Origin of the sequence: Rhizobium sp. NPDC090279 (genome assembly GCF_044769665.1) — a bacterium.
Classification (GTDB): domain Bacteria; phylum Pseudomonadota; class Alphaproteobacteria; order Rhizobiales; family Rhizobiaceae; genus Rhizobium.
In genome coordinates, this window is the sequence record NZ_JBIVYI010000010.1 from 30,484 (window position 1) to 52,080 (window position 21,597).

Genomic DNA, 21,597 nt, shown 5'->3' on the forward strand with positions numbered 1-21,597 from the left:
CTCGGAAATCACCCCACCCCGGAGCGTTGCTTCGACCCTCCCCCTCAAGGGGAGGGTAATGATTACGGCCCGTCGATCAGTTCCCTGATGTAATCGAGCTTCGCAACGACGGGCGGCGAGAGGATAAAGGGATAGGCATCCGGCTGGCCCATGCTGCGCTGGATGGAATTGATCGCCACGCTCAGCGGTACCCAGGCATTGACGAGCTGTTCGGCGCTTTCAGCCTTGTAAGGATTGAAGTCCACTTCGGCAGCCATGTCGTGGTAGCTGTAGGGGTCGATCGCCAGGCCGAAGGAGCGCGCCGTTTCCAGTGTGTCGACGATATGCAGATAATGCGCGAAGCATTCGGCAAAATCTTCCCATGGATGCGAGCTGGCATAGGCGCTGATGAAGCTTTCCTGCCAGTTCGCAGGCGGACCGTTGTCATAGTGCGCCTGAAGTGCGGCGCCATAATCGGCGCGCTCGTCACCAAAGACGGCGCGAAAGGCATCGAACTGCCCACGGTCACGAACAAGTTTATCCCAGATGAAATGACCGGTCTCGTGGCGGAAGTGGCCGAGCAAGGTGCGATAAGGCTCGTTCATGGATATACGCGCCTGTTCGCGCGTCACGTCGTCGGCTTCGGCGGCTCGAATGGCGATCAGCCCCTCTTCGTGGCCGGTCACTGCCGGGACAACGGTGTCGCCCTGCACTCCGTCCTCGAGGAAATCGAACACCAGCCCGCCCTGAGGGTCCTCCGCCCGGTCGGGATGCGGCAGGTTCCAGCGCAGCAGGGAATAGAACAGGTGCCGCTGCGCCTGGCCGATGCGGCGCCAGCGATCTATGCCCTGCTCGGTATCGGTATTCGGCACCAGTCGGTTATGGCGGCAGGCAACGCAATAGGGTTGCGGATCGTCCGCATCGATGAGCCAGTTGCAGATATCGAGTTCGGCATTGGCGCAAAAGCGGACATGTCGCGTTGTCTCTGAAACCGGATGCCAGTTCGAACCTTCACCGACGTCAAGCGCATAAATTGCCAGACGATCGTGCAGGAAACCCAGCTGGTGGCCGCAGCGGACGCATTGCCTATTGTCGAAATGAACGGGTTGGCCGCAATGATCGCAGGTGAAAAGCCGCATGTTCCCTCGGAAGGCCGTGCTGTTCCATAGTAAAGAGCCTGCCACGTTTCCGTAACAGGCTCTTCCTCCCAATTCGCTGCTACCACGTCAATTCGGACGGAACAGCGACCCTAGATCGTTAAACACGAGCAGCCGGTCACATCCGGTCTACTGCGCCCTTGACCTTGTCCTTAGCCTTGCCAACGGCGGTCTGCACCTTGCCCTTGGCTTCCTGGGCAGCGCCCTTGGCGCGCATTTCCTTGTCGTTGGTCGCTTTGCCGGCCATCTGCTTGGCCTTGCCGGCGACTTCGTTCACCTTACCGGACATCTTGTCGGTCGTGCTGCTCATGTCTGGCGCCTCCTTGGCTAGCACGGCGGAATTGCCGTTGCTCTGTCAGGAAACGCCACGCGCGTTATTTCGTTCCAAAATAACGCGTATCGGCTTAGCTATGGCCTGCTTGCAGCGACAGCATCGCGGGATTGATACCCATGAGGGCAAGAGCGCGATCATACTTGTTGTCGAGGCTGCGATCGAAGATCAATTCTTCGCTGGCGGGGCAGTTCAGCCAACCATTGTTCCCGATCTCCGCTTCAAGTTGACCGGCGCCCCAGCCGGCATAGCCGAGCAGCATGGTCGCGCGCTTCGGACCACTGCCTTTGGAAATGGCGCGCACGATATCGAGCGTCGCCGTCAGGCTGATGTCATCGCTGACCGGAATGCTGCTGTCGCTGATGTAATCGTCGGAATGCAGGACGAAACCGCGACCGCTTTCGACGGGACCGCCGGTCTGGATGGGAAAATCGCGCGCCATCTGCGGCAGCACGATGGCATCGTCATCCTTGATCATATCGAGATGCAAAAGGACGTCGGTGAATGTCAGCTTCTGGCCCCGATTGATGACGAAGCCCATGGCACCGGCATCCGAATGGGCGCAGATATAAACCACCGTGCGATGGAAGTTCCGATCCTCCATGCCAGGCATGGCGATCAGGAACTGACCGTCGAGAAAACCTCTTTCGCGTCTATTCTTCAGCGTCGATAGGGACATCGTGCCTCCTGACCGCAGTTTGCAACTGCACCGCCTGATACCAAGATGGGGCAATGTCATAAATCAATCAACTGAAAATGATCGTTTCCTGCTCCGCTCGTGCTGGCTCCGGGCGATCCGATCCGCTAAATCCTTGTTTCATGATTGAAATAAGCACCATTGCCCGCCTGTCGGCACTCATCGCCACTCTCTTTTTCAGCGCCGCTACGGCCCATGCCGCAACGAGCGACTGGATAGACAATCAGGGCGGCAGAATGCGCCTGATCGCATTGGCGCCGGACGCGGAAGGGCATATCCGTGCCGCCCTGCAGATCGAACCGGAGCCGGGCTGGATTACCTATTGGCGGGAGCCGGGCCAAGGCGGAATTCCGCCGCAAATAACGCCAGCGCCCGGTAGCGGCGTAACGGTGAAAAACACCGGCTATCCGATACCGAAGCCGATCAGCGTCGGCCCCATCCGGGAAATCGGCTACGATGCGCCGGTCACATTGCCGCTCGATCTTCGCGTCACAGGCAAGGCGCCGGCAAAGCTTGAGCTGACGGCTTTCATCGGCCTCTGCAAGGATATCTGCATCCCGTTCCAGGCTGAATTTTCGCTACCGTTGCCGGCAAATGAACAGCCGACATCGCGTGAACTGGCCGTGCTCGATACGGCGAAGGCGCTGCTGCCCAAAGCCCCCTCCCCGGATTTCACCGTCCGGAGCCATAGGATCTCCGCCGACGCCAAGAGCCTTTCGCTGCAGTTGACCCTGCCGGAAGCGAGCGGAAAGGCGCCCGCAATCTACGTCACGGGGCCGTCGGGCTACGTGTTCTTTCAGCAAGCAAACGCGACGCGGGAGGGGACTGCCTTCTCGGCCGATATGGAGATCGGCACGCTGCCGAAGGATTATGATCCGAAGGGCAAGAACTGGGTCATTCTGGTCGTCGATGGCGATAGGGCGATGGAAACCACCCTTGCGCTCGAATAGGCCGGATCTATAGTTCCCTAAACCGTCATCATGCCATCGGTGGCCGTTCGAGCGCCCCGAAACAACGACCCAAGGAGAGAGCCATGACTATCGCCATCGGCGACACGCTGCCTGCCGCCACCTTCAAGGAAAAGACCGCCGACGGCCCGGTCGAGATCAGCACCGAGCAGCTGTTTGCCGGCAAGCGCGTCGTGCTCTTCGCCGTGCCCGGCGCGTTTACGCCCACTTGCTCGCTCAATCACCTGCCGGGCTTTCTCGAAAACCGCGACACCATTCTCGCCAAGGGCATCGATGACATCGCCGTCGTCGCGGTCAACGACTGGCACGTCATGGGCGCCTGGGCACAATCATCCGGCGGCATGGGCAAGATCCATTTCCTCGCCGACTGGGACGGCTCCTTCACCAAGGCGCTCGGCCTCGACGTCGACCTCTCCGCCGGCGGCCTCGGCATTCGCTCCAAGCGTTATTCCATGCTGGTGGAAGACGGCGTGGTGAAGACGCTGAACATCGAGGAAAGCCCCGGACAGGCGACGGTTTCGGGCGCTGCCGCGATGATCGAGCAGCTTTGATTTTCAGCAAAACATGGGAACCGGGCGCCTCGCGGCCGGCTCCCATGTCGCTTCGAAACGCGGGGTGTTGCCGGGTCTCTTTGTTCCCCCGTTCGCTACATGCTTGTCACCCGGATATAATAGCCGTCCGGATCGGTGATGCGAAAATCCCGCAGACCCCAAGGTTGCAAGACAAGCTCTGATACCGGGTGGCCATGCGCTTTGGTGCTTTGATAAAAGCTTTCTATATCTGGAATGCTCAATACGACTTCGAGGCCCAAGCCGAGCCGCTCGCCATTTCCGGCCCTAAGGGGATGATCCGGCTCTAGAGCATTCTGCGTATTTATGGAAATGGTCGCCTCGCCATTCATTAGCATCGTGTATTCTCTGCCCACCTCGCCAACGACCTGGAAATTCAGAACACGACGGTAGAACTCTATCGATCTTTGAAAATCGGTAACAAATAGCTCCAGCCGTAATCCCACAGCATCCTCCTTTTCCGGACCCTCTTACCAGACTATGTCGTCACGATTGTTGCGACAGGAAAGAGCCGGCGGTGTTAGCCTGTCAATATTCCGGTGAAGTCTACTGCGAATGGCAGCCAATCCACTCACCGTCTCTTTTTCGCCGTATTTCATCGGCTACAACGTGTAATGTTATTACATAATTGAAAGCCCCTCGCATGCCCTTCGATAACGATCCCTTCGCGTCCTCCCTCATGGGACGCTCGGCCCTGATGCGCCTTGCCTATGTGGCCGTCGGCATCGCGATACTCTGGGCGGCCATAGGCTGGGCGGTGGCTCTGGCATGAACGAGCTGATCCACCTCAAAAATCTCACTGTCACCTATGAGCGCCATCCGGCCGTGCATCATATCTCTGGCGCTTTTGCCGCCGGCAGCCTGACGGCAATCGCCGGGCCGAACGGGGCGGGAAAGTCGACCTTGCTCAAGGCGATCGTCGGCGAACTCAGGCCGGCGGGTGGGTCGATCGATCGCGGTGCGCTAACGCGCAACGATTTCGGCTATCTGCCGCAGGCGGCCGAGATTAACCGCCGCTTTCCGATTTCGGTTGCCGACACCGTCATGCTCGGCGCGTGGAAGAATGCCGGCGCCTTCGGCCAGTTCTCGCGAAAGGATGCCGACCGCGCGCGCGAGGCGCTCGATATTGTCGGGCTTTCGGGCTTCGAACGCCGCCATATCGGCGCGCTTTCGGCCGGGCAGTTCCAGCGCGTCCTCTTCGCGCGGCTGCTGCTGCAGGACGCCCGCGTCATCCTGCTGGACGAACCCTTTACCGCCATCGACCAGAGGACGACCGGCGACCTGCTGAACCTCGTGCTGCGCTGGAACAAGGAAGGACGCACCGTCATCGCCGTGCTGCATGATTTCGAGCAGGTGCGCGCCCATTTCCCGCAGACGCTGCTGATTGCCCGCGAACTGATCGGCTGGGGCAAGACACAGGATGTCATGAGCCCGGCAAACCTCATCAAGGCGCGCGCCATGGCCGAGCGCTGGGATGACGAGGCCGAGGATTGCCTGCCCGAAGATGAAGAACCCGCCCCCCGCTCCCTCACGAAGCGGGAGCCGGCCGAATGACCGCCTATGATATCTTCCTGGCGCCCTTTGCGGACTATGGCTTCATGCGGCGCGCGCTCATCGCCTGCGTCTGCCTCGGCCTCGGTTCCGGGCTGATCGGCGTCTTCCTGATGCTCAGGCGCATGAGCCTGATGGGCGACGCCATGAGCCACGCCGTCCTGCCGGGGGCTGCCATCGGCTATCTCATTGCCGGCTCGCTGTCGCTGACCGCCATGGGGCTTGGCGGGCTCGTCGCCGGCCTTTCGGTGGCGCTGCTCTCCGGCCTTGTCAGCCGCGTGACGGTGTTGCAGGAGGATGCGAGCTTTGCGAGCTTCTATCTGACCTCGCTGGCGCTCGGCGTGCTCATCGTGTCGCTGCGCGGCTCCAATATCGATCTGCTGCATGTGCTCTTCGGCACCATCCTCGCGATCGATGCGCCTGCGCTTTACCAGATTGGCGCAATCACGACAGTAACGCTGCTGGCGCTTGCCGTCATCTACCGGCCGCTGGTCATGGAGTGCTTCGATCCCGGCTTCCTGCGCGCCGTCGGTGGGCGCGGGCCCGTCTACCACTTCCTGTTCCTGCTGCTGGTCGTGCTCAATCTCGTCGCGAGCTTCCAGGCGCTCGGAACGCTGATGGCCGTCGGCCTGATGATGCTGCCGGCGGCGATCGCGCAGCTCTGGTCGCGCAGCCTGCCCGCGATGATGGCGACCGCTACGGCGACGGCGATTGCTTCGGGCTATATCGGCCTCATCGCCTCCTACCACCTCGAATTCGCCTCGGGCCCGACCATCATCATCACCGCGAGCCTGATCTACGGCTTCTCCATCCTCTTCGCACCCTCGGGCGTTGCCCGGCGGTTCTTCCCCCGTCCCCATCTCCGGGGCTAATTCGAACAAGGAGACTCGCATGAACAAACAGAGACTGCTTCTCTCAGCCGCTGCGGCAGCCTTCGTCGCCTTCGGCGTCGCCGGCCCGGCTTCCGCCGAGACGCTTGATGTCGTCGCTTCCTTCACCGTGCTTGCCGATGTCGTCAAGCAGGTCGGCGGCGACCATGTGAAGGTATCGAGCCTCGTCGGCCCGAACGGCGACCCCCATGAATTCGAACCGTCGCCGGCCGACGCCAAGAAGCTCAACGCCGCGAAGGTCGTCTTCGTCAGCGGCGAAGGCCTGGAAGGCTGGATGGACCGCCTGATCACCGCATCCGGCTACAAGGGCACGCCCGTCGTCGCCTCGGATGGCATCAACACACGCACCATGGTCGACGACGGCAAGACAGTCACCGACCCGCATGTGTGGAACAGCCCGGTCAATGTGAAGGTCTGGGTCGGCAATATCGAAAAGGCGCTGTCCGCGGCCGATCCCGCCGACGCCGCCGACTTCAAGGCCAATGCCGAACGCTATACCAAGGTGCTGACCGAGCTCGACGCCTATGCCCACAGCAAGTTCGACAAGATCGCCGACGACCGCCGCAAGGTGCTGACCAGCCACGACGCCTTCGGCTATTTCGGCCGCGAATACAAAGTGAGCTTCCTCGCCCCGCTCGGCTTTTCGACGGAGACGGAAGCCTCGGCCGCCGACGTTGCCAAGCTGATCGAGCAGATCAAGACCGAGCATGTGAAGACCTATTTCTTCGAAAACTCGAACGATCCGCGCCTCGTCAAGCAGGTCGCCAAGGCTACGAGCGCGGAGCCGGGCGGCGAGCTTTATGTCGAGGCCCTCTCCAAGGCCAACGGACCGGCTTCGACTTACGAAAAGATGTTCCGTTATAACGTTGATCAGCTGGCCGCCGCGATGGCGAAGTCGAGCTGAGCCGTCAACCAGACAGGCATCAGGCAATCCGGGTCGCAGGTATGTTTCGCCTGCGGCCCTTTTCTATTCAGAGATTGAAGTCGAAGACCATAAGCCCGGCGAGACCGCCATCCGTGGACGAAACGATGCGCTCGCCGACGGCGACGTGATCGGGATGCACCAGATAGGCATCGCGCGCTTCGGCGCTCTCGAAGGTGACGACAAAGCCATCCGCAAAACCGCCATGCAGACCCTCGGGCGAGACATTCGGCCCGTATTTCACATCGACAACGCCGGGAACGACCTGCTGCAAGGCAACCACGGATTCGAAGAGGGATTTCTTCTCATCCTGTGTCATGGCGGATTTGAGCCGGAGAAAAACGCAATGCAGGATCATAAGTCAGCCTCCCTGGGTGTCGGGGGCAGCATAGAGGGAAAGGGGGATGGGGCAAGGTGGGGGTGGTGATGTTCACATCTCTGCAACACCCGCCGCAATGGCTGCGTTTGACCCTTTGCAGACGTCCGCTTCAATGTCGCGAATGACAAAGCTGAGCGGGAAGCGGCTATTGGCTGCATGTTTGATAGCGCTGGTACGCTGAGCTGAAAGCCTCAAAGTCGACTACCTATCGAAAGCGGGAACTCTTTAGGTCTCGAAAAAGCAGTTGCAACTTCCGCGACGGTCTGCACTCTTGAATGTTGATCACCACGAAAGATTCTCGATGACCAAAAAAAAGCGTTCCCGATCTTCTTCTCGTTTTCGAGTACTGAGATAGACTTTGCCGAAAAGGTCTGGAAGCAGTTCCCTGACGACTGGATTTATCTCTACTCCAAAACGGGAGAGGAATCCGCACATATGTGGGATGAGATTTCGCAGCTTGAGCTTCCGCGAGCGAAAATCATCGTAATCTTTTGGTCACGAAAATACCTCGAGGCGGCGGGGTGCATTCGGGAGATAAAGCAGGCTGCGGGTTTATTGGATAGTGGACGGCTGCGTCCACTGGTCTTGCGGCTCGATGACTGCCCCCTTAGTTGGACAGATGACTTTCCCGAAAGCACGAAAGAGGTGTTCGCCTCGCTGAGAAGCGCGTTAGACTTCCGGACCTCGCAAGAAAACGTATCCATTGACCATGCGATTGAACTCGTCTCGCGGGTTTCCGAGCCTCTCCTTGTCCCTAACCATCCTCGCCTGCCGCGACCCGAATTGCTTCAGTCTATGCGGGCGTCACTGCAATTGCCGAATGATCGTTTTAAATTCTTTCCAGCGGCTTGGGTGTCTGGCTTCAATGGAATAGGCCGCGAAACAATCGTTCGTGAATACAATCGCGACTTTGTTCCCAACGGTCGTGGGGTCACCATTGAAGTAAATGAGGCGACCCTTCCCAGGCAGCTCCTCCTTCGAATTGAAAGCGAAGCGCTTGGCGCGAGACAACGGCGACTTGAAGAGCTTCAAGGTTCGACATTCACGAGCGAGATAAACGAAGTTGCGGCGGCGATCGAGCAAGTCATTGAGGCGGGGAATTATCTGATACTGCGACATGGACGCATCGTCGAAGAAAGGATCGAACTGCCGGAATGGCTCGACGATGTGGTCAATGCGCTTGAGCCAGCAACCCGAGGCAAGCTCTTTATTATCTCGCAAGTGCCGCTTCCAGTCGAACGGCGGGTCCGCTGTCGCGGGCGGATCGAAACCAAACGAGTCCCTACAATCGATGAACACGTACTAAGAGATTATTGCTATCAACTCGTGGGCCACTTTGACCCCCACACCGAGCGGTGGACAGATGACTTAGTCGATCAGATAGTCTCTGCGGCTTGTGGGAACGTCGGCTTCTTGGTCTCGCTGGTTCGAGCGGCTTCGAATATCGACGATCTTGATCAGCTTGATGCTCTGATCGCCGCCGAGGGCTCTCCGATGGTCGAGCAGATGACTGTATATACACGCTGGGCCTTCGCTCAGCTTGCTGAGTTTCCGGACGAACAGAGAACGCTGATCTTCCTTAATGACGTCTCGCCCTGTGACGTCGCAGACCTAGAACGCGTCGTAAAGCCTAGTAGGCCAATACTCAGAGTTCTGGGAAAGCTACTCGAATATGGTCTTATTGAAAGGGAGGCGGACAGTCTCTATCGCCTCAATCCGCTGCTTGCAAACCGGCTGAACCGCAGTTTGATTCAGCCGGAATTGGTTGATTGGTTCTGGCAGGCTGCGAGAGAATTCGTTTCAAATCCCCCCGAGTTCGAGACCCAGGACCACGAGTTTACCCGGATAGAAAGCCGTATCCAGGCGGCCCTTATTTCAGGCGAGGGTCAACTCCCCGACAGCATCGCACGATTTGTCTCGGCGGCACATTGGTTGCAGGCAGGTGTACGGCTCTATCATGCGAACCGTCGCGATGCCGCCTATCGACTTTTGAAGAAAGCGTTCGAGCATCGAACAGAATTTTCCCAAACCACGCGCGTCGAGATCATCCGCTATTATTGTTTGAGTGCCACGCGACTAAGAAAGTTCAGCGTGTCGGAAAAATGCATTCAGTTGCTGGGCAATGATCACCGTACAAAGTCTATTGCGGCGTTTCTTCGTGGCAATGTCTATGAGTTCAAAGGTGAATTCTTCGATGCAATTAAATGCTATGAAACTGCGCTGAATCTCAATCAAGGTAAGGACTCACGCCTCGAACACACCTACCGTCCGCTGATCTCCTGCATCCTGCGAACTCCTTTTCCAGATTTCGCTAAAGCACAGCGCTACTCACTGGCTTATGTAGAACTACGTCGCACGATCTTCAGCCTGATGTGTCTCGCCCGGGTATACTTGCACTGGAAATATCGCGGTTCGGAGACCCTGCGAGATAAGCCAAAGAACATCGACAAACTCTACCGCGATGCCCTTGAAGACTTAGCCAAAAACCCCGGTGTCAATAGCGCACATTTCGAAGTTCGTTCGGAAGAGGCAGAATTCGAAGGGGATTATGCTGGGGCAATCGAATACATGGATCAAGCCCTGGACGCCGACCCGCGACCGCTTCTCCGAATCGAAAGATGGCGACTGATAGCAATACATGGTGGTCAAAGGGCTGCTGAACGGACCCTTAGCGAAATGGACCAGACCAAGTCCGACCCGGAGTTTGTCACCAACTGGGGGGTCTATGTCCCCATGTTGTCTGAAACCTATGCACGTGCACTCAAAGCTGCCAGTAAGCCCATGGGACTGCTCAACCAGTTTGCCGTTAGTATGACGGACGCCGAAATCGCACGAATCATTGGAAAGGTCAGTTCTGGACGAAATTGAAAACTCCGTTTTGCTTTTCGCCCCCCAGGTAGCGCAACAGTGAATCTACGTTGTGACATTTGGACGCCCCGCGAAGGCTGACATAAAACCGAATGTCAAAGAAGCCCAGAAATCCACAATTGGCGCGAAGCCGTTACCAAGTACGAACCCATCGGCGTTCGCACCTCAAAATGCGCCGTCGCTCGTCCCAATCGCGCCCAAAAACACCCAACCCTCTACCTCCTCTTAAACGGCTCCATCCCCTTGCGCGCCAGCTCATCCGCCCGCTCATTCTCCGGATGGCCGGCATGGCCCTTCACCCAGTGCAGCGTCACCTTGTGCCTGTTATAGGCCTCGTCCAGCGCCTGCCAGAGCTCGGCATTCTTCACCGGCTTCTTGTCAGCGGTCTTCCAGCCGTTCTTCTTCCAGCCGAAGATCCATTTGGTGATGCCGTCCTTGACGTAGACGCTGTCGGTGTAGAGGTCGACCTCGCAAGGGCTCTTCAGGGCTGACAGCGCCGAGATCGCCGCCAGCAGCTCCATGCGGTTGTTGGTGGTGTCAGCCTCGCCGCCGGAGAGTTCCTTTTCCACCTCGCCATAGCGAAGCACCGCGCCCCAGCCGCCGGGGCCGGGATTGCCGGAGCAGGCGCCGTCGGTAAAGATATCGACGTGCTTCATGCCTTCAGCCCGTATTCGGCAGCAGAGGCGATCTGGCGGTGGAAGCGCAGCTTGCGCAGATATTCGATCGGGTCCTTCTTGGTGACCATCGCGCCGGCCGGCGTCGTCAGCCAGTCATAGAGACGCGTCAGGAAGAATCGCAGCGCCGAGCCGCGCGCAAGTGTCGGCAAGGCGGCGATTTCGGCCGGGCTCAGCGGCCGCACGCTTTGATAGCCCTCGAGCAACGCCATGCCCTTGGTGATGTTGTAGGCGTGATCCTTCTCGAAGCACCAGGCGTTGAGGCAGATCGAAACGTCGTAGGCGAGCTGATCGTTGCAGGCGAAATAGAAATCGATCAGCCCGGAGAGCGTGTCGCCTAAGAAGAAGACATTGTCCGGGAAAAGATCGGCATGGATGACGCCCTCGGGCAGATCCTTCGGCCAGTGCCGCCCAAGAAAATCGAGTTCGCCGCGGATCTCGTCCTGCAGGCCGGGTTCGACCTCGTCGGCGCGCGCCTCGGACTTTTCCCAAAGCCCCTGCCAGCCCTCGAGCGACAGCGCATTCGGGCGGCGAATGTCGAAGCCCTCGCCGGCAACGTGCATGGCGGCCAGAGCCTTGCCGACCTCCCGGCAATGATTGGCATCGGGCTTGCGCAACCACATCCCCTCAAGGAAGGAGATGAGTGCAGCAGGACGGCCGGAGAGATGGCCGAGCAGCTCGCCATCCTTACGCGGCAGCGGCAAGGGGCAGGACAGACCGCGGCTTGCCAGGTGCTGCATCAGGCCCAGGAAAAACGGCAGGTCGCCCTTGTCGACGCGCTTTTCGTAAAGCGTCAGGATCAGCGGATCGCGGCTCGTGTGTAAGAGGAAGTTGGAATTCTCGACGCCCTCGGCAATGCCCTTGTAGGAGAGCAACTCGCCGACATCATATTCAGTCAGGAACCACTTCAAATCGTCTTCGGTAATATCGGTATAAACAGCCACGAATTATTCCCTTGATACACGCCGACCACCGCAACCACCCGCTCTCGTGGTTCGAGACGGCCCCACTTCGACAAGCTCAGCAGGGCCTCCTCACCATGAGGGCTGATCTTTGGGCGCCTGGCGTCGAAACTCTCGTCCACCTCATCCAGAGGTGCTTTGCCGATGCAGCGTCAGCGCAAGCGGCAAGGCCTCGAAGGACGGGGTGGCCCTCTCATTCTCCGTTGACGAAAGCCATATCCGCCGTCGTCAGCTCTATACTGCGAAGCTCGCGATTGACGAGGAAATTCTCGGTTTCCTTCACAGTTTCAGCGAGTTCCACCACAGCATTATAACGGGCGCGGAAGGCTTCGATGATCTCGTTGACGATGACTTCTGGCGCAGATGCACCAGCCGAGAGGCCAACCGTCCTGATATCGCCGATGTTGTCCCAATCGATCTCGGAAGCGCGCTGGACGAGGACGGATTGTTTCGCCCCTGCCCGCAGCGCCACTTCGACGAGGCGCTTGGAATTGGAAGAGTTCGGCGCACCGACGACGAGGAAGAGATCGCAGCCTGGCGCTGCCTCCTTCACCACTTCCTGGCGGTTCGTGGTGGCGTAGCAGATGGAGTCTGCGGCCGGTGCCGTGAGATTGGGGAAGCGTTCCTGCAGCCGCGCAATGACGCCGGCGGTATCGTCGACTGAAAGTGTCGTCTGCGTGACGAAACCGAGATTGTCGGGATCGACGGGCTGATAGACGTCGGCATCTTCCACCGTCTCGATCAGCGATACGGTGCCCTCGGGCAGCTGGCCCATGGTGCCGATCACTTCCGGGTGCCCGGCATGGCCGATGAGGACGACGTGGCGGCCAAGGCGATTGTGGCGCATGGCCTGCTTGTGGACCTTGGAGACCAGCGGACAGGTGGCATCGAGATAGAAGAGATTGCGCTGGTCGGCATCGGCCGGCACGGATTTCGGCACGCCATGTGCTGAAAAGACCACGGGCTGGGCGCGATGTTCGGCCGGGATCTCGTCCAGCTCCTCGACGAAGATGGCGCCCTTGGCTTCGAGCCCTTCGACGACGTAGCGATTGTGGACGATCTCGTGGCGGACATAAACAGGCGCGCCATAGGCCTTCAGCGCCAGAACGACGATCTGGATGGCGCGATCGACGCCGGCACAAAAGCCGCGCGGCCCGCAAAGCCGGATGGTCAGGTCAGGTTTGGAAACGGCTATATTCATGTCTCTTCCGAAATCCGCAGCAGTGGCTCAGCCATAGATAGGAGCGCCCTGCCGCCTGCTCTAGCGGAATATTCCATCGAAATGAAGCTATTCTATTGCATGCCTCTATTGTGAGGGCGCGTCCGGATGATGCTTGCGCCACCAGGAAATCGCAACGATCGCAACCAGCGCCACCGCCAGGCCATACCAGGTCACGGCATATTGGAGATGATTGTTCGGCAGATCGATGATGGTGACGCCGCCGATCGGCAGACCTTGCGGATTGGGCGTCTTGTCGGCGTCGATGAAGAAGGGCAGCACCTTGTCCTTCGGCAATCCGACGCTCTCCACCATGACATCCAGATCCTTCCAGAAGAAGATGTTCTTGCCGAGATCATTGTCCGGCATGCCATCTGGCCGGTCGGTGAGTTTGGCGCGCGCGAGGCCGGTGACGGTCTGTTCGCCGGCCAGTTCACCCGGCTTGCGCTTTTCGGATTCCTTGGCCTCGGTGGGCACGAAGCCCCTGTTGACGAAGAGGTAGCGGCCATCGTCGAGCTGCAGCGGCGTATAGACATGAAAGCCGGGATCGCCGTCATAGGTGGCAAGGAAATGCCGCTCCTTGTCATTCAGATAATGGCCGGTGGCCGTCACGACGCGATATTCGATGTCGCCGCCCGACGCCGCCATCGCTTCGATTGCCGACAAGGGGACGGCGGGCGCATCCTTGCGCGCCGCGATATCGGCCAGCAGGCCTTCCTTCCACTGCAGCCGCTCGACCTGCCATGTGCCGAGCCCGATCAGGATAGCGAATGCCACAAACAGGAGCAGCGCCTTGCCGATCTGCCAGAATGGATTGGCGCGACGGACCGATACGCTCGTTTCAGTCACGATGGACGCGTCCTTCGCTGGCATTGTTGCGATATTGCAGGGCGATCAGGATGCCCTTGCACCAGCGCAGCGACAAAAGCGACAGAATAATCGTCAGCGGCGCGAACAGCACGATATAGACCCAGACCGGCGGCGCGTAATTGATCTGCATCCACAGGACCAGGCCGATGACGATGAAGCCGACGATCAGGATGACGAAGACGGCCGGACCATCGCCCGCGTCGGCGAAGGCATAATCGAGATTGCAGGCGGTGCAGCGCGGCTTTATCGACAATAATCCATCGAAGAGCTTGCCCTGGCCGCAGCGCGGGCAACATCCCCTAATGCCGACCTTGAACGGATCGACGGGCGCAAAGAGGGCGCTGTCACTATGGGATGCCTCGTCTGGCGTCTTGTCTTGCTCTGAGCTCAAAGTTCTGTCTCGATCGGCCTGCCATTACGGGCGAACATATCGACCTCGCCCCGCCACCATCAGTAACCGCGATGCGCGCATCCGTCCAATCGAAAAGCTCGGATGCCCTCCTCATCGGCCTGGAAAGCATGCAGAAAGGACTTGAATCGTGGCATTCAGCAAAGGCACATCGCCCGGCCAGATCGTCATTCTCAACGGTGCGCCGCGATCCGGAAAAAGCAGCATCGTCGAGGTCATACAGGCTGAATTCGAGGGCGTGTGGGTCAATCTCGGGGTCGACGCCTATGTGCGACAGATCACGCCTGCGCGCTATCGCCCGGGTATCGGCTTGCGCCCCGGCGGCGAGCGGCCTGACCTCGAGCCGCTGGTTCCGCGCTTTTATGCCGCACTCTATGCCTCGATCGCCGCGCATAGCCGAATGGGGCTGAATGTGGTCGCCGAATTCGGACATCACGACAGTCATTCGCAGCCACTCAGCATCCTTGGCGACTGTGCCCGGCTGTTGGCGGGACTGCCCGCGTTGTTCGTCGGCGTGCGCTGTCCGCTTGATGTCATCATGCAACGGCGTCTGGCGGAAGGGCCGGAAAGGCAAGGCGGCTATGTTGCGGTTGAAGCCGGCATGCCAATCCCTGCGCCGATTATCGCCTGGCAGGAGCATGTCCATCGGCCCGGGATCTATGATCTGGAGGTCGATACGTCGGTCAGCAGTCCTGAAGGCTGCGCCGAGGAAATCCGGCTGTTGCTTGCTAGGGGCCTTCTCCATCCGACTGCGTTCGAGAGGATCGCCTCAAGCGATTGAACGCACAAAAGCAAAAGGCGGGCGCAAGGCGCCCGCCTTTTCCTATCGAAAGATCGATGCCGATCAGCCGGCCGCGAGCGGCGCGCCCCAGCTGCCCCAGATGTAGATGCAGAAGAACAGGAACAGCCAGACGACGTCGACGAAGTGCCAGTACCAGGCGGCCGCCTCGAAGCCGAAATGCTGTTTCGGCGTGAAATCGCCCCGGATGGCACGGATCAGGCAGACCAGCAGGAAGATCGTCCCGACCAGAACGTGGAAACCATGGAAGCCGGTCGCCATGAAGAAGGTCGCGCCATAGATCGAGTTTCTGAACTCGAACGGCGCATGCGCGTATTCATAGGCCTGCACGCAGGAGAACAAGGCGCCGAGCAGGACGGTCAGCGTCAAGCCCTGGATCAGCCCCTTGCGGTCACCATGCAGCAGCGCGTGGTGCGCCCACGTAACCGTGGTGCCGGACAAGAGCAGGATGATGGTGTTGTAGATCGGCAGGTGCCAGGGATCGAGGACTTCCAGGCCCTTCGGCGGGAACTGGCCGCCGAGGAAGGCCGTGCGCGATGCCTGGATCGCCTCGTTCGGGAACAGGCTGACATCGAAATAGGCCCAGAACCAGGCGACGAAGAACATCACCTCGGAGGCGATGAACATGATCATCCCGTAGCGCAGATGCAGCGACACGACGCGGGTATGCGCGCCCTCATGCGCTTCCTTGATCGTGTCCGACCACCAGCCGTACATCACGTAGAGGACTACGGCGAGGCCAATGAAGAACAGCCAGGGATGTGCCCAATTGAACCCGAACAGGTGCAGCGTGCCACCGTTGAGGTAACGCATGAAACCAACGCCACCGAAGGTCATCACAAAAGCCCCGATGGCCGCGACGATCGGCCATGGGCTCGGATCGATAATATGATAGTCGTGTTTTCTCTGATGCGCTTCGGCCATATCAGCAATCCCCGAATAACTTTTTCCCATATTGCTTCCGGTCAAACCGAAAAGCACTCTCCATCAAAGCTTCTTTTCCGCCGCTTGCACGGCGCCCTCATTCGATGCCACGGGCTTTGCGCCGTCCCGTGGGTAGTAGGTGTAGGACAGTGTCAGCGCGCTGATCGACTTGGTTTCCACTGCCTTGGCGATCTCAGGATCGACGTAGAAAACCACCGGCATCTCGCGTTTTTCCCCTGGCGCAAGATCTGTTTCGTTGAAGCAGAAGCACTGGACCTTGTTGAAATAGACGCCGGCTTCGAGCGGCGTGACGTTAAAGATCGCCTGACCGCGCTCCATCTTGTCGGACTTGTTCTCGATCAGGAACTTAACTTCGATCGTCTCGCCGATCCTCGGGTTCACCGATTTCTGTATCGGCTTGAAATCCCAGGGCAGACCGGGGGCGACGTTGGCGTCGAAGGAAACCTGGATCTGCTTGTCGAGAATGACGTTCGACACCTGCTCGGTGCGCTGCGTCGTGCCGTTGTAGCCCGTAACCTGGCAAAACATGCGATAGAGCGGCACTGCGGCGGCGCACATGGCGCTCATGCCGACGACGAAGCTCAGGCACATGGCAACGACCAGGCCGTTGTTACGGCCACCCGTTCCCGCGCTTTTCTTTGCCTCCCCCATCACGCCTCCTCAAACGTGTCCGGAGCCGACCTTGATGATAGTGATCGCATAAAACAGGACCACCAGGCCGGCCAACACCAGTCCGAGCGCGATATTGCGCCCTCGCCGCGATTTCTTCTGCGCTTCCGTCAATTTGACAAGCTCGATCATAGCCAGCCTCCAACACCACCCGACATCAGCACGGCGATGAGCCTGTCGATGAGCAGCGCGGAGAAGATCGCAAAAAGATAGAAGATGGAATAGGCGAAGAGCTTCTTTGCCGGCACCATCTTTTCGTCGCCATCGGCCATCCGCCAGACGGCGATGGAACAGTGTACGAAGATGACACCCAGCGCTGTGGCGGCGACACCATAACCCAGGCTGGCGAAGCCCATGAAGGCAGGCACCACGCCGACGATCGCGGTCAGCACGGCATAAATAACAATCTGGTTCTTCGTCGTCGGGATGCCCGCGACATTCGGCAGCATCGGCACACCGACGGCTTCGTAGTCGCGCATCTTGAAGAGCGCCAGCGCCCAGAAATGCGCCGGCGTCCAGAGGAAGATGATGAGGAAGAGCACGATGCTCTCGATTGGCACGCTGCCCGTGACGCAAGCCCAGCCGATAACGGGCGGAAAGGCGCCGGCAGCACCGCCGATGACGATGTTCTGCGGCGTCGAGCGCTTCAGCCACATCGTATAGACGACGGCATAGAAGAAGATCGTGAAGGCGAGAATGCCGGCGGAAAGCCAGTTGACGGCAAGGCCGAGGATTACCACCGAGAAGCCCGACAGCACCAGGCCGAAAGCCAGCGCCTCCGACGGGTTGATGCGGCCCGACGGTATCGGACGGCGCGCCGTGCGGCTCATGACAGCATCGATGTCGGCGTCATACCACATGTTCAGGGCACCGGATGCGCCGGCACCCACCGCTATGCAGAGAATGGCGATGAACCCAAGGACCGGGTTGATATGGCCAGGCGCCAGCACCAGGCCGGTGAAGGCGGTGAACACGACCAGTGACATCACGCGCGGCTTCAGAAGCTCGAAATAATCGCGCGCACTCGCTTCCGACAGGCCGGCTTCGCCTTGCTTTACGAGCGCTTCGTGATTGTCGATGACCGTCATTCTTTCTTCCAATTATCAGTTGGGCCGGACGCCGCTTAGCACGGCGTCCGGAAACAGGCTACTTGATGCGCGGCAGCTCTTCCCACTGGTGGTGCGGCGGCGGCGACGAAAGCTGCCACTCGAGCGTGGTTGCGCCGTCACCCCAGGGATTGTTGCCCGCAGCGCGCTTCTTGGCGAATGCATCTATAACGCCCCAGAAGAAGAAGCAAAGGCCCACGGCTGCGACATAGGAGCCGATGGAGGAGACGAAGTTCCAGCCCGCATAGGCATCCGGATAGTCGATGTAGCGGCGCGGCATGCCGGCGCGGCCGAGGAAGTGCTGCGGGAAGAACACCATGTTCACACCGATGAAGGTGATCCAGAAGTGCCAGTTGCCGATCCGCTCGTTGTACATGTAGCCGGTCATCTTCGGGAACCAGTAGTACCAGGCGGCGAAGATGGCGAAGACGGCGCCGAGCGACAGCACGTAGTGGAAGTGCGCGACCACGAAGTAGGTCGCATGCAATTCACGGTCGAGACCGGCATTGGCGAGCTGAACGCCGGTAACGCCGCCGAGCGTGAACAGGAAGATGAAGCCGAGCGCCCAAATCATCGGCGTGCGGAACTCTATGGAACCGCCCCACATCGTTGCGATCCACGAGAAGATCTTGACGCCCGTCGGGACGGCGATGACCATCGTGGCGAAGACGAAGTAGCGCTGCGTGTCGAGCGAGAGGCCGGTCACATACATGTGGTGAGCCCAGACGACAAAGCCGACCGCGCCGATCGCCACCATGGCATAGGCCATGCCGAGGTAACCGAAGATCGGCTTGCGCGAGAAGGTCGAGATGATGTGGCTGATCATGCCGAAGCCGGGCAGGATCAGGATGTAGACTTCCGGATGGCCGAAGAACCAGAACAGGTGCTGGTAGAGCAGCGGGTCGCCGCCGCCTTCCGGCGAGAAGAAGGTCGTGCCGAAGTTGCGGTCGGTCAGCAGCATGGTGATGGCGCCAGCAAGCACCGGCAGCGACAGGAGCAGCAGGAACGCCGTGATCAGCACCGACCAGGCAAAAAGCGGCATCTTATGCAGCGTCATGCCAGGAGCGCGCATGTTGAGGATCGTGGTGATGAAGTTGATGGCACCGAGGATCGACGAAGCGCCTGCAAGATGCAGCGCGAAGATCACCAGATCGATCGCCGGGCCGGGATGACCGACGGTCCCCGACAAAGGCGCATACATCGTCCAGCCCGCGCCCGCGCCGTAAGCACCCGCAGGGCCTTCGACGAACATCGAGAGGATGAGAAGCAGGAAGGCGGGAACGATGAGCCAGAAGGAGATGTTGTTCAGGCGCGGGAAAGCCATGTCAGGCGCGCCGATCATGATCGGCACCATCCAGTTGGCGAAGCCGCCGATCATCGCCGGCATGACCATAAAGAAGATCATGATCAGCGCGTGGGCCGTCACGAAGACGTTGTACATCTGCTTGCCGCCATCGATCGCGGCATCGCCCGAAAAGCCGTAGACCATCGACGCCAGACCACTGAAGATCTGGATGCCGGGTTCCTGCAATTCCATGCGGATGGCAACCGACAGGAGGAAGCCGATCACGCCCGCGAAGATCGCGAAGATCAGATAGAGCGTGCCGATGTCCTTGTGATTCGTCGAAAACAGCCAGCGATCCGCAAAGCTCTGCTTGTGTTCGTGATGATCGTCATGCGCATGGGCGTCGTGAAGATCATGGGAGTGATCGTCGTGTGCCTTAGATCCAGCCATTGTTCCTATCCCTCTTATTTCGCCGTGTTTTCGGCGACCTTGACGGTCGTCGGTTGATCGACGGCGGCCATCAGAGCCTTGTTCGCCTTGCTCAGATCAGTTGCAGCGGCAGCCAGCCACTGCTTGTACTGATCATCGGAGACGACACGGATGGCGATCGGCATGAAAGAGTGATCCTTGCCGCAGAGCTCGGAACACTGTCCATAAAACAGACCTTCGCGGTCAGCGTTGAACCAGGTTTCGTTCAGGCGGCCCGGAATGGCGTCGATCCTGACGCCGAAGGCGGGCATGGCAAAGGAATGGATGACGTCGGTCGGCGCGGCCGTGACGAGAACGCGCACGTTCTTGCCGACCGGAACGACCATTTCGTTGTCGACGGCGAGAAGCCGCGGATATTTCGACTTGTCTTCCTTGCCGGCTGCTGCGCGATCCGGCTCCTTCAGCATGAAGGAATCGAATGCGAGCGGCGTCGCGCCGCCGTTTTCATATTCGTAATTCCACTGCCATTGCGTCGCCGTCGCCTTGACGGTGACGTCCGTCTTCTCCGGGAAGGTCAGCTGGTCGGTCAGCAGATTGAAGGAGGGAATAGCCAGGAAGAGAAGAATGAGGACCGGACCGATGGTCCAGACAACTTCGATCAGCGTATTGTGGCTCGTCTTGGACGGAACCGGGTTCTTGGAAGCCCGGAACTTGACCATGACCACCACAAGGAGGGCCAGAACAAGCAGCGTGATCGGAATGATAAACCAAAGCGTGTATGCTTCAAACCAGCGGATTTGATGCATGTTGCCGGTTGCCGCCTGCTGCATACCGGTTTCCCAAGGTCTCGGCTGATCGGCGTAACTACCTGTCGCAAAAAGCAGACAGATCATAGCCGCCAGAGCCGCGTAAGCTCTTTTAATCACGATGTCTCTCCCTCCAGCGTTTGATCCCAGATCTTCCTCAAACGCAGTATCCCTACAATCCATTGCGCTTCAAACCACAGTTTGGGGTGCTCCGCAACAACTCACGACATTTGTTAGTGCGGCATTTTTGCGCGAATATTCCCCCCATGCCTGTCCCGGACATGGCAAGCATTTCATCATCATACGAAAAATTGCATCATGGTCCATGGCGCCGCCGGGACAAAATGGAGTAGACGTCGTATTTCCGCCGCAGTCGGTTGGAATCCAGCACCCGGGGCTTTTCATTTGCCGGCCTGGGCTTCAACAATATCGGCACTGATTCGAATCTAGAGGTTTCCATGGGTTTTCGTTCCCTCGCCCGGCTTTTGCTTGTTACCGGCAGCGTCGCTGCCGCGGTCGCCTCGCCCGCGTGGGCGCAACAGGCACAGCAGACTCAGCCGCCGGCGCAGCAGACCCAACAGTTGCAGCCAGACCAGCCGGGCCAGCAGCAGCCGCATACGCAGCAGGTGCCGACCAGCCAGGTTCCGCAACCGCCGGGTACGGTCCGTTCGAGCCATGGCGCCTGGTCCGTCGTCTGCGACAAGCCGGCCGGTGCTTCAACCGAGCAATGCGCGCTGATGCAGAACGTGATCGCCGAGGATCGTCCGGAAATCGGCCTTTCCGTCGTGGTGCTGAAGACGGCTGACCGCAAGTCCAAGATCCTGCGCGTGCTGGCCCCGCTCGGCGTGCTACTGCCGAACGGCCTCGGCCTCAACATCGACGGCAAGGATATCGGTCGCGCCTATTTCGTGCGCTGCTTCTCGGATGGCTGCTACGCCGAAGTCGTGCTCGAGGACGAATTGCTGAAGACGCTGCGCAGTGGCGCCACGGCAACCTTCATCGTCTTCCAGTCGCCGGAAGAAGGCATCGGCATTCCGGTGGATCTGAAGGGCTTCGCCGAAGGCTATGACGCCCTTCCCTGACGGGATGGGCTTGCTCTTGCGCCGTGCGAAG

At 59.4% G+C, this 21,597-nt stretch carries 25 protein-coding genes; 9 read left to right on the plus strand and 16 right to left on the minus strand.

Annotation, left to right across the window (positions count from 1 at the left end):
* Nucleotides 1–62 precede the first annotated feature (62 nt).
* The 3 genes from ACIQWP_RS24035 to ACIQWP_RS24045 all read right to left on the minus strand — a co-directional run bounded on the left by ACIQWP_RS24035 (nt 63) and on the right by ACIQWP_RS24045 (nt 2,146).
* On the minus strand, nt 63–1,118 hold the full coding sequence (locus ACIQWP_RS24035; protein WP_402793023.1) for a putative zinc-binding metallopeptidase: 1,056 nt from the start codon (nt 1,116–1,118) through the stop codon (nt 63–65).
* 136 nt (nt 1,119–1,254) lie between these two features.
* Nucleotides 1,255–1,446: a CsbD family protein gene (locus ACIQWP_RS24040; protein WP_402793025.1), complete on the minus strand. Its 192-nt coding sequence runs from the start codon at nt 1,444–1,446 to the stop codon at nt 1,255–1,257.
* A gap of 94 nt (nt 1,447–1,540) precedes the next feature.
* Entirely contained in the window at nt 1,541–2,146 is a 606-nt protein-coding gene (locus ACIQWP_RS24045; protein ID WP_402793027.1) for a YqgE/AlgH family protein, read from the minus strand.
* 140 nt (nt 2,147–2,286) lie between these two features.
* Between ACIQWP_RS24045 and ACIQWP_RS24050 the strand changes: the two genes are divergently transcribed.
* Together ACIQWP_RS24050 and ACIQWP_RS24055 are read left to right on the plus strand one after the other, a co-directional pair.
* On the plus strand, nt 2,287–3,114 hold the full coding sequence (locus ACIQWP_RS24050) for a protein-disulfide reductase DsbD domain-containing protein (RefSeq protein ID WP_402793029.1): 828 nt from the start codon (nt 2,287–2,289) through the stop codon (nt 3,112–3,114).
* Between the two features lie 83 nt (nt 3,115–3,197).
* Complete coding sequence (locus ACIQWP_RS24055) at nt 3,198–3,683, plus strand: peroxiredoxin (protein ID WP_402793031.1); 486 nt, start codon at nt 3,198–3,200, stop codon at nt 3,681–3,683.
* Between the two features lie 95 nt (nt 3,684–3,778).
* Here ACIQWP_RS24055 and ACIQWP_RS24060 read toward each other — a convergent pair whose 3' ends face one another.
* Nucleotides 3,779–4,147, minus strand: a complete 369-nt coding sequence (locus tag ACIQWP_RS24060; protein ID WP_402793033.1) for a VOC family protein — start codon at nt 4,145–4,147, stop codon at nt 3,779–3,781.
* A gap of 197 nt (nt 4,148–4,344) precedes the next feature.
* Between ACIQWP_RS24060 and ACIQWP_RS24065 the strand changes: the two genes are divergently transcribed.
* The 4 genes from ACIQWP_RS24065 to ACIQWP_RS24080 are packed head-to-tail and all read left to right on the plus strand — an operon-like array spanning nt 4,345 to nt 7,046.
* Complete coding sequence (locus tag ACIQWP_RS24065) at nt 4,345–4,473, plus strand: hypothetical protein (protein ID WP_402793035.1); 129 nt, start codon at nt 4,345–4,347, stop codon at nt 4,471–4,473.
* On the plus strand, nt 4,470–5,255 hold the full coding sequence (locus tag ACIQWP_RS24070) for a metal ABC transporter ATP-binding protein (protein ID WP_402793036.1): 786 nt from the start codon (nt 4,470–4,472) through the stop codon (nt 5,253–5,255). Before ACIQWP_RS24065 ends, ACIQWP_RS24070 begins: the two co-directional genes overlap by 4 nt.
* Nucleotides 5,252–6,124, plus strand: coding sequence for a metal ABC transporter permease (locus tag ACIQWP_RS24075; RefSeq protein ID WP_402793038.1), 873 nt, complete (start codon nt 5,252–5,254; stop codon nt 6,122–6,124). Before ACIQWP_RS24070 ends, ACIQWP_RS24075 begins: the two co-directional genes overlap by 4 nt.
* 19 nt (nt 6,125–6,143) lie before the next feature.
* The gene (locus ACIQWP_RS24080; RefSeq protein ID WP_402793040.1) at nt 6,144–7,046 is read left to right on the plus strand and encodes a metal ABC transporter solute-binding protein, Zn/Mn family; all 903 of its coding nucleotides are present in this window, start codon (nt 6,144–6,146) and stop codon (nt 7,044–7,046) included.
* 67 nt (nt 7,047–7,113) lie between these two features.
* Here ACIQWP_RS24080 and ACIQWP_RS24085 read toward each other — a convergent pair whose 3' ends face one another.
* Nucleotides 7,114–7,422: a Dabb family protein gene (locus ACIQWP_RS24085; protein WP_402793042.1), complete on the minus strand. Its 309-nt coding sequence runs from the start codon at nt 7,420–7,422 to the stop codon at nt 7,114–7,116.
* Between the two features lie 456 nt (nt 7,423–7,878).
* Here ACIQWP_RS24085 and ACIQWP_RS24090 point away from each other — a divergent pair, with 456 nt between their 5' ends.
* Nucleotides 7,879–10,311 carry a tetratricopeptide repeat protein gene (locus ACIQWP_RS24090; RefSeq protein ID WP_402793044.1) on the plus strand — a complete coding sequence of 811 codons (2,433 nt, stop codon included), beginning with the start codon at nt 7,879–7,881 and terminating at the stop codon, nt 10,309–10,311.
* 215 nt (nt 10,312–10,526) lie between these two features.
* Here ACIQWP_RS24090 and rnhA read toward each other — a convergent pair whose 3' ends face one another.
* From rnhA to ACIQWP_RS24115, 5 genes are all read right to left on the minus strand, one after another.
* Nucleotides 10,527–10,967 (minus strand): ribonuclease HI, encoded by a 441-nt coding sequence (gene rnhA / locus ACIQWP_RS24095; protein WP_402793046.1) that lies wholly within the window; start codon nt 10,965–10,967, stop codon nt 10,527–10,529.
* Nucleotides 10,964–11,929 carry a homoserine kinase gene (locus ACIQWP_RS24100; RefSeq protein ID WP_402793048.1) on the minus strand — a complete coding sequence of 322 codons (966 nt, stop codon included), beginning with the start codon at nt 11,927–11,929 and terminating at the stop codon, nt 10,964–10,966. Before ACIQWP_RS24100 ends, rnhA begins: the two co-directional genes overlap by 4 nt.
* 211 nt (nt 11,930–12,140) lie before the next feature.
* The gene (ispH, locus tag ACIQWP_RS24105) at nt 12,141–13,148 is read right to left on the minus strand and encodes a 4-hydroxy-3-methylbut-2-enyl diphosphate reductase (protein ID WP_402793050.1); all 1,008 of its coding nucleotides are present in this window, start codon (nt 13,146–13,148) and stop codon (nt 12,141–12,143) included.
* A gap of 105 nt (nt 13,149–13,253) precedes the next feature.
* Nucleotides 13,254–14,039, minus strand: a complete 786-nt coding sequence (locus ACIQWP_RS24110) for an SURF1 family protein (RefSeq protein ID WP_402793052.1) — start codon at nt 14,037–14,039, stop codon at nt 13,254–13,256.
* Nucleotides 14,008–14,427, minus strand: coding sequence for a DUF983 domain-containing protein (locus ACIQWP_RS24115; RefSeq protein ID WP_402793054.1), 420 nt, complete (start codon nt 14,425–14,427; stop codon nt 14,008–14,010). The genes ACIQWP_RS24110 and ACIQWP_RS24115 overlap by 32 nt, the downstream gene beginning before the upstream one ends.
* 148 nt (nt 14,428–14,575) lie before the next feature.
* Between ACIQWP_RS24115 and ACIQWP_RS24120 the strand changes: the two genes are divergently transcribed.
* The gene (locus ACIQWP_RS24120) at nt 14,576–15,226 is read left to right on the plus strand and encodes a chloramphenicol phosphotransferase CPT family protein (protein ID WP_402793056.1); all 651 of its coding nucleotides are present in this window, start codon (nt 14,576–14,578) and stop codon (nt 15,224–15,226) included.
* Between the two features lie 63 nt (nt 15,227–15,289).
* On the opposite strand, the gene ACIQWP_RS24125 is transcribed toward ACIQWP_RS24120, so the two are convergent.
* The 6 genes from ACIQWP_RS24125 to coxB form a co-directional block, all read right to left on the minus strand.
* Complete coding sequence (locus ACIQWP_RS24125) at nt 15,290–16,168, minus strand: cytochrome c oxidase subunit 3 (RefSeq protein WP_402793058.1); 879 nt, start codon at nt 16,166–16,168, stop codon at nt 15,290–15,292.
* Nucleotides 16,169–16,231: 63 nt separating this feature from the next.
* The gene (locus ACIQWP_RS24130) at nt 16,232–16,840 is read right to left on the minus strand and encodes a cytochrome c oxidase assembly protein (protein WP_402793060.1); all 609 of its coding nucleotides are present in this window, start codon (nt 16,838–16,840) and stop codon (nt 16,232–16,234) included.
* A 9-nt stretch (nt 16,841–16,849) separates the two neighbouring features.
* On the minus strand, nt 16,850–16,990 hold the full coding sequence (locus ACIQWP_RS24135; protein ID WP_015339051.1) for a hypothetical protein: 141 nt from the start codon (nt 16,988–16,990) through the stop codon (nt 16,850–16,852).
* Nucleotides 16,987–17,946 (minus strand): heme o synthase, encoded by a 960-nt coding sequence (locus ACIQWP_RS24140; RefSeq protein WP_402793062.1) that lies wholly within the window; start codon nt 17,944–17,946, stop codon nt 16,987–16,989. Before ACIQWP_RS24140 ends, ACIQWP_RS24135 begins: the two co-directional genes overlap by 4 nt.
* A 58-nt stretch (nt 17,947–18,004) precedes the next feature.
* Complete coding sequence (ctaD, locus tag ACIQWP_RS24145; RefSeq protein ID WP_402793064.1) at nt 18,005–19,699, minus strand: cytochrome c oxidase subunit I; 1,695 nt, start codon at nt 19,697–19,699, stop codon at nt 18,005–18,007.
* A gap of 14 nt (nt 19,700–19,713) precedes the next feature.
* Nucleotides 19,714–20,604, minus strand: coding sequence for a cytochrome c oxidase subunit II (gene coxB / locus ACIQWP_RS24150; RefSeq protein WP_402793066.1), 891 nt, complete (start codon nt 20,602–20,604; stop codon nt 19,714–19,716).
* A 338-nt stretch (nt 20,605–20,942) separates the two neighbouring features.
* Here coxB and ACIQWP_RS24155 point away from each other — a divergent pair, with 338 nt between their 5' ends.
* Nucleotides 20,943–21,566 carry an invasion associated locus B family protein gene (locus tag ACIQWP_RS24155; RefSeq protein WP_402793068.1) on the plus strand — a complete coding sequence of 208 codons (624 nt, stop codon included), beginning with the start codon at nt 20,943–20,945 and terminating at the stop codon, nt 21,564–21,566.
* Nucleotides 21,567–21,597 lie beyond the last annotated feature (31 nt).

Coding starts and splice junctions, on each gene's coding strand:
- ACIQWP_RS24045 (WP_402793027.1), bottom strand. CDS start 2,146: ATGTCCCTATCGACGCTGAAGAATAGACGCGAAAGAGGTTTTCTCGAC.
- ACIQWP_RS24040 (WP_402793025.1), bottom strand. CDS start 1,446: ATGAGCAGCACGACCGACAAGATGTCCGGTAAGGTGAACGAAGTCGCC.
- ACIQWP_RS24140 (WP_402793062.1), bottom strand. CDS start 17,946: ATGACGGTCATCGACAATCACGAAGCGCTCGTAAAGCAAGGCGAAGCC.
- ACIQWP_RS24080 (WP_402793040.1), top strand. CDS start 6,144: ATGAACAAACAGAGACTGCTTCTCTCAGCCGCTGCGGCAGCCTTCGTC.
- rnhA (WP_402793046.1), bottom strand. CDS start 10,967: ATGAAGCACGTCGATATCTTTACCGACGGCGCCTGCTCCGGCAATCCC.
- ACIQWP_RS24130 (WP_402793060.1), bottom strand. CDS start 16,840: ATGGGGGAGGCAAAGAAAAGCGCGGGAACGGGTGGCCGTAACAACGGC.
- ctaD (WP_402793064.1), bottom strand. CDS start 19,699: ATGGCTGGATCTAAGGCACACGACGATCACTCCCATGATCTTCACGAC.
- ACIQWP_RS24035 (WP_402793023.1), bottom strand. CDS start 1,118: ATGCGGCTTTTCACCTGCGATCATTGCGGCCAACCCGTTCATTTCGAC.
- ACIQWP_RS24125 (WP_402793058.1), bottom strand. CDS start 16,168: ATGGCCGAAGCGCATCAGAGAAAACACGACTATCATATTATCGATCCG.
- ACIQWP_RS24070 (WP_402793036.1), top strand. CDS start 4,470: ATGAACGAGCTGATCCACCTCAAAAATCTCACTGTCACCTATGAGCGC.
- ACIQWP_RS24055 (WP_402793031.1), top strand. CDS start 3,198: ATGACTATCGCCATCGGCGACACGCTGCCTGCCGCCACCTTCAAGGAA.
- ACIQWP_RS24155 (WP_402793068.1), top strand. CDS start 20,943: ATGGGTTTTCGTTCCCTCGCCCGGCTTTTGCTTGTTACCGGCAGCGTC.
- ACIQWP_RS24075 (WP_402793038.1), top strand. CDS start 5,252: ATGACCGCCTATGATATCTTCCTGGCGCCCTTTGCGGACTATGGCTTC.
- ACIQWP_RS24090 (WP_402793044.1), top strand. CDS start 7,879: ATGTGGGATGAGATTTCGCAGCTTGAGCTTCCGCGAGCGAAAATCATC.
- ACIQWP_RS24065 (WP_402793035.1), top strand. CDS start 4,345: ATGCCCTTCGATAACGATCCCTTCGCGTCCTCCCTCATGGGACGCTCG.
- ispH (WP_402793050.1), bottom strand. CDS start 13,148: ATGAATATAGCCGTTTCCAAACCTGACCTGACCATCCGGCTTTGCGGG.
- ACIQWP_RS24135 (WP_015339051.1), bottom strand. CDS start 16,990: ATGATCGAGCTTGTCAAATTGACGGAAGCGCAGAAGAAATCGCGGCGA.
- ACIQWP_RS24085 (WP_402793042.1), bottom strand. CDS start 7,422: ATGATCCTGCATTGCGTTTTTCTCCGGCTCAAATCCGCCATGACACAG.
- ACIQWP_RS24110 (WP_402793052.1), bottom strand. CDS start 14,039: ATGCCAGCGAAGGACGCGTCCATCGTGACTGAAACGAGCGTATCGGTC.
- ACIQWP_RS24050 (WP_402793029.1), top strand. CDS start 2,287: ATGATTGAAATAAGCACCATTGCCCGCCTGTCGGCACTCATCGCCACT.